General features: G+C 68.4%; 5 protein-coding genes. 2 read left to right on the top strand and 3 right to left on the bottom strand.

All coding sequences use genetic code 11. The features are described 5' to 3' along the window. Positions 1-145: 145 nt before the first annotated feature. From menC to B3587_RS01150, 3 genes are all read right to left on the bottom strand, one after another. Complete coding sequence (menC, locus tag B3587_RS01160; RefSeq protein ID WP_228178316.1) at positions 146-1,279, bottom strand: o-succinylbenzoate synthase; 1,134 nt, start codon at positions 1,277-1,279, stop codon at positions 146-148. A gap of 180 nt (positions 1,280-1,459) precedes the next feature. After that, on the bottom strand, positions 1,460-2,170 hold the full coding sequence (locus B3587_RS01155; protein ID WP_292725940.1) for a GNAT family N-acetyltransferase: 711 nt from the start codon (positions 2,168-2,170) through the stop codon (positions 1,460-1,462). Continuing rightward, a complete protein-coding gene (locus B3587_RS01150) occupies positions 2,167-3,000 on the bottom strand; it encodes an alpha/beta fold hydrolase (RefSeq protein ID WP_228178313.1) in 834 nt (277 codons plus the stop codon). Before B3587_RS01150 ends, B3587_RS01155 begins: the two co-directional genes overlap by 4 nt. Before the next feature lie 53 nt (positions 3,001-3,053). Between B3587_RS01150 and B3587_RS01145 the strand changes: the two genes are divergently transcribed. Further along, complete coding sequence (locus B3587_RS01145) at positions 3,054-4,361, top strand: peptide synthetase (protein WP_292725938.1); 1,308 nt, start codon at positions 3,054-3,056, stop codon at positions 4,359-4,361. 22 nt (positions 4,362-4,383) lie between these two features. Next, positions 4,384-5,262, top strand: a complete 879-nt coding sequence (gene purU / locus B3587_RS01140) for a formyltetrahydrofolate deformylase (RefSeq protein WP_292725936.1) — start codon at positions 4,384-4,386, stop codon at positions 5,260-5,262. Positions 5,263-5,437 lie beyond the last annotated feature (175 nt).

Raw genomic sequence — 5,437 nt, 5'->3', positions numbered from 1 at the left:
CGCTGCTGCACAAGCCGCACACTCACCCCCTCGGGAAGATCCTCGTTCGGGGCCGCGGAAGCACACGCGGCGATCCCGAGGACCAGCGCAGCACCCAGCATCACGGCGACGAGTCGCCGCTGACCCGAGGTACCGGCGGGGCCGGTCACCGGCGGAGCACCTCGCGGGCAACTGTCATGTCCTCCAGCGCGACAGGGTCGATCTCGATGCCCAGCCCGGGGCCCGTGGGCACCCGAACGTGGCCGTCTTCGAGAACGGCGGGCTCGGTGACGATGTCGCGATCGTAGAACCGCGAGGATGCCGAGATATCGCCCGGCAGCGTGAATCCGGGGAGGGCTGCCAGCGCAGCGTTCGCGGCGCGACCGATCCCCGTCTCGAGCATCCCGCCGCACCACACCGGCACGCCGGCCACTCGGCACAGGTCGTGAATACCCACGGCCTCGAGGTAGCCGCCCACGCGCCCCGCCTTGATGTTGATGACGGATGCCGACCCGAGCGCGAGAGCGTCGGCTGCAGCCTTCGACGACACGATCGACTCGTCCAGACACACCGGTGTGCGCAGGCGCTGGGCGAGCGTCGCATGGTCGACGAGGTCGTCCTCCTGCAGGGGCTGCTCGATCAGGAGCAGGTCGAACCTGTCGAGTTCGGCGAGGGTGTCGGCGTCAGCGAGCGTGTACGCGGAGTTGGCGTCCACCTGCAGCGGGATATCGCCGAAGGCATCCCGAACGGCGGCGGTGTCGGCGATGTCGCGGCCGGGCTTGATCTTGATCTTGATGCGGACGTACCCCTCGTCGAGGTATCCACGGACGGTGTCGACCAGAGCGGCGGGGTCGCGCTGGATGCCGACGCTCACACCCGAGGGCACGCGGTCGCGGATCGCGCCGAGGTACTGTCCGAACGGTCGCCCCTCGGCGCGCAGCGCGGCATCGAGTATCGCGAGTTCGAGCCCCGCTTTCGCCATCCGGTGCCCGACAAAGGGTTCCAAGACGGAGGCGACGTCTTCGGGGGCGAGAGTGTGCCGATCCAACAGCGCGGGGATGAGAAAGCGCAGCGACACGTCCCACGCGCCCTGCGTGTACTCGCTCGAGTACAGCGGAGACTCCTGCGTGACGATCTCACCCCAGCCGTCCCCATCGGCAGTCAGCGCCCGCGCGACGATGACCTCGCGCACCGTCTCGGTGCCGAAGGATGTCGTGAATGGCGAGACGAGCGGTAGGTGCAATACCCGCAACTCGATTCCCTCGAGCGTCACTGTGGGAGCGGGCTGTGCGATCGGCATGCGGCCAGGCTAACCCCGACAGGCCAGATCGTTCAGTCGCGCCATATTGCGGGCCAACCGACCCGGCACCCGCAGTTAGGCGCGACCGAAATGGAGGCCACCATCGTTCAGTCGCGCCATATTGCGGGTCACCCAACCCACACCCCACACGAAGGCGCGACCGAAACCGGCCCGCACGACTCAGGCGTCGACGATGAGATAGCCCCGACGCTCGTCGAACCCACCGATGCGGCGGCCCGCGTTCACGTGGGTGAGCAGGGCGTCGCGGACGCGCCGTCGCTCGATGGCAGCGGCATCGGGTTCGCGGCGCCGGAGCGACTCGATGTCGCGGGGAATCGCGACGGATGCCCGGACCTCGGCATCCGTGGGGGTGGGAACCGGCGGCGCGGCCAGGGCCCACGACACCATGAGCCGATCCGATTCGTCGCCGCGGTTGACCCCGTCATCCATCGCGCCGTAGTGGTCCACGAGGTACTCGGTGACGCGCGCGCCCAGCACGGCCAGGTTGAAGTGGGCGTTGCGCGACACGAGCGGATCGAAGGTCCACGTCACGTGCCCGATGCCGCGGCGCAGCCCCCATTCGCGCTGGTGCTGCTTCAGCATCCGTCCGAAGCCCTGACCCTGGGCGCTCGGCAGGATGCCGGTGATGTGCGAGTGCATGGATCGGGCTGCGGGTTCGGCGAAGAAGGCGACGGATGCCCCGACCATCCGCTCGTCCGCGAAGAACCCGACCGCGTAGTTGCCCGAATGGGCGAGGGCGCGCAGCAGGTTCGGCGGCATGCCGGTGCGGTCCCCTCCCCACACCTCCGACAGCACCGCGGAGGCTTCGAAAACCTCTGCCACGGTGTCGAGCTCGCGGATGCTGAGCCGGGCCGATTCGGTGTCGCTCATGAGGCCCTCGGTTCGCGGACGACGGGAATCGAGCCGGTCGCGGTGAGTTCGACCCCCGCCGTGATGACGTGTTCGGCGAACAGTCCCGGCCAGGCCATGACCCCGTAGGGCGTGCGGGCAACGATGAGGCGGCTGTTCGGCAGAAGCTCGTTGAGACGTGTCGCGGTGCGAAGCGGATGCGTCGGGTCACCCGTCCACGCCAGGATCAGCGTCGGCACATCGATGCGCGCGAGCTCCTCCTTCGGCGGCAGGTCAGCTGCCGCAGCTCCCCGCAGCACCGTCGGGAGGAGTGTCTCGTCGACCGCGGGAAGCGACTCGGGAGCATCCGCGAGGGCCGGCGGGACGGGCGTGGTGGAACCGAGCTTCACGAAAGCCTCGACACCGTGGCGTTCGATGAGCTCCGCGTTCGTTCGGTAGACCTCGGCCTGCGCGCGGCGGGTACCCCATGCCGTCGGCGGAACCATGAGGGTCAAGCTCGCGAAGCGGACCGGATCCTTGAGTGCGGCGTGCAGCATCGTGCCGGTCCCCATCGATGGCCCCACGCCGTGAACCGCTTCACCGGGAGCGACGGCATCCAGCACCGCCAGGAGGTCGTCGGCGAGGTTGTCCCACCGGTAGTCGAGCGGATCCTCGGTCCCCGTCGAGCCACCGTGGCCGCGCGCGTCGATGCGGAGGATGCGGTGATCCCGAAGGGCCCGGCCGAGGTCAAGACCGAGGTGGCTGTCTCGGCTGCGGCTGGACATCAGACCGTGCAATTGGACGACCAGCGGACCGTCATCACCGGTCACATCGAAGTCGAGTGTGGCGCCTCGAATCCGCAGCGTGCTCACGTGCCCTCCCGGGCGTCCTCTGTGCGAAACGGTTGCCGCCTAGACTACGCGCGATGCGCTTGACGAACGTCGCCCGAATGACGCTGCCCCCAGGCCGAGTCCGCAGCCTCGTGTTTCCCGCCGAGGTTCTGCCCGACACGGAGCCGCTGACGCTGTCATTCGACCAGGGTCGGCACGTCTCCGAAGGAGATCGACCCGGGTCATGGATGGCGATCTCGTTTCGCCTCCGCACACCGGCAGCCCCCGACGAGATCGCTGACGCGTGGGCCACCGTCGTCGACAGGCACGGCACCCTCAGTACCGTGTTCGATCGGGACGATGTCGGAACCGTGCGGGTACGACCGGCGCGACTGGGCGTCGGACGGTGGGTGACGCATCCGGCACCGCCCGAGCGGCTGACACGCGAAGTGCTGCGCGAAGTGCTCGACGACGGATGCCGGCCCTTCGCCACCCCCTCCCACCGGCTGTGCCTCATCGAACCCGGTGGCGGGGCCGACCCGACGATCGTGATCGCCTCCGATCACGCACACGTCGACATGTGGTCGCTTCTCGTACTCGCGCGGGATCTCGCCGAGGTCGTCGACGACGAGCGGGAGGATCGCACGCCGGGTGGGGCGCTGCCTGCACCGCGAGCGTTCGCCGAGCACTCCGCAGAGCTTGCGGCCCGCGCTCCCGCGCCCGAAGCGATCACGACCCGATGGGCGGAGATCCTGGATGCCGAGGGCGGCCAGATGCCGCTGTTCCCCCTGACGTTGGGCGACGTCGCGGGGTCGCGATCGGAGATCGTCGATGTTCGCGACGTCTTCGACGGCTCCGAGTTCGAGGCCTTCTGCGAGCGCGCCGCCGCCGCGGGGGTCCGCGCTATCGCTATCGCGGTATCGGTCATGACGCGCGTGAGCCTCGCGATGGGTGACCAGCCGCTGCGCGCGGTGTTCCCCGTGCACAGCCGGCACGATCCGCAGTGGCACGACTCGGTCGGATGGTTCATCACGAACGCCGTGATCGAGTCATCCGACCCCTCGCCCCTCGCATGCGCCCAAGCGGTGAAGGAAGCGATCGGCCTCGGCTCGCATCCGCTCGGCCCGATCCTCGCTCCGTACGGCGGCATGCCGGCAACCCCTGGGATGTTCGCGGTGTCGTGGCTCGATACCGGGCGACTACCGATCGCGCCGGGCAGGCTCCGCGACATCCAGTACGTGTCGGCGGTGGTGCGCACCGACGGCGTCATGATCTGGTTCATCGCGAACGAGACAGGCCTGCACCTGCGCTGCCGCTACCCCGACACCCCGGAGGCCCGCCGAAACGTCGGCGCCTGGCTGGATGCCGTCCACTCCGGACTGCGGGAGACGATCGGCGACTGAGCGGTTCGGGCAGAATCGATCCATGCCCGCAGCCCAGCTTCCCGTCGATCACGCCTGCCTCATCGTCCATGGCACGGACTCCCCCGGCATCGTGGCGGCGGTCTCGGCGCTGATCACGCGGCAGGGCGCGAACATCGTGCAATTCGACCAGTACTCCGACAACCCTGCCGGCGGCGCCTACTTCCAGCGCGTCGTCTTCCACCGGCCAGGCCTGCGCGAGGCGCTGCCCGCGATAGAAGACGACCTTGCCACGACCCTGGGCGACGGGTTCGATCTGCAGTGGGCGATCACCGACCAGTCGGTTCCGAAGCGGATGGCGATCCTCGCCTCGAAGCAGGACCACTGTCTGCTCGACCTCCTGTGGCGTCATCGTCGCGGCGAACTGCCGGTGGAGATCCCGGTCGTCATCTCGAACCACACGGATGCCGAGGCTGATGTCACCGGTTTCGGCATCCCCTTCGTGCACGTGCCTTCGGTCGCCGGGCCCGACAAGAGCGCCAGTGAAGCCCGCATCCTCGAGGTGCTGGCTGACGCGGATGCCGACTTCGTGGTTCTCGCCCGCTACATGCAGATCCTGAGCGGCGAGTTCCTCGAGAGCGTGCGGGTGCCCGTGATCAACATTCACCACTCGTTCCTTCCAGCGTTCGTCGGCGCCCAGCCCTACCGCCAGGCGAAGACCCGCGGCGTGAAGCTCATCGGAGCGACCTCGCACTACGTCACCACCGACCTCGACGAGGGGCCGATCATCGAGCAAGACATCGTGCGGGTCACGCACGCCGACACTGCTGCAGACCTCGAACGACGTGGCGCTGACGTGGAACGTTCAGTGCTTTCGCGCGCCGTGCTCTGGCACGCGCAAGATCGCGTCATCCGTCACGGAAACCACACCATCGTCTTCTGACCGTTCGGCCCCACGGGGCACATTGTCGCGACACCGAAGCGCCGGATAGGCTCGCGGAGTCCCCTATCTCGAGGAAGAGGCAGCTCATGGCCATTGCAGTGACAAATCCTGCGACCGGCGAAGTCATCGAAACCTTCGAGCCTCACGATGAGGCCGAGGTCGAGCGCCGCATTGC

Source organism: Microbacterium sp. UBA837, assembly GCF_002296025.1.
Lineage (GTDB): Bacteria > Actinomycetota > Actinomycetes > Actinomycetales > Microbacteriaceae > Microbacterium.
The sequence above is the reverse complement of the archived record's forward strand: the minus strand, read 5'-3'. Positions and strand labels throughout refer to the sequence as shown.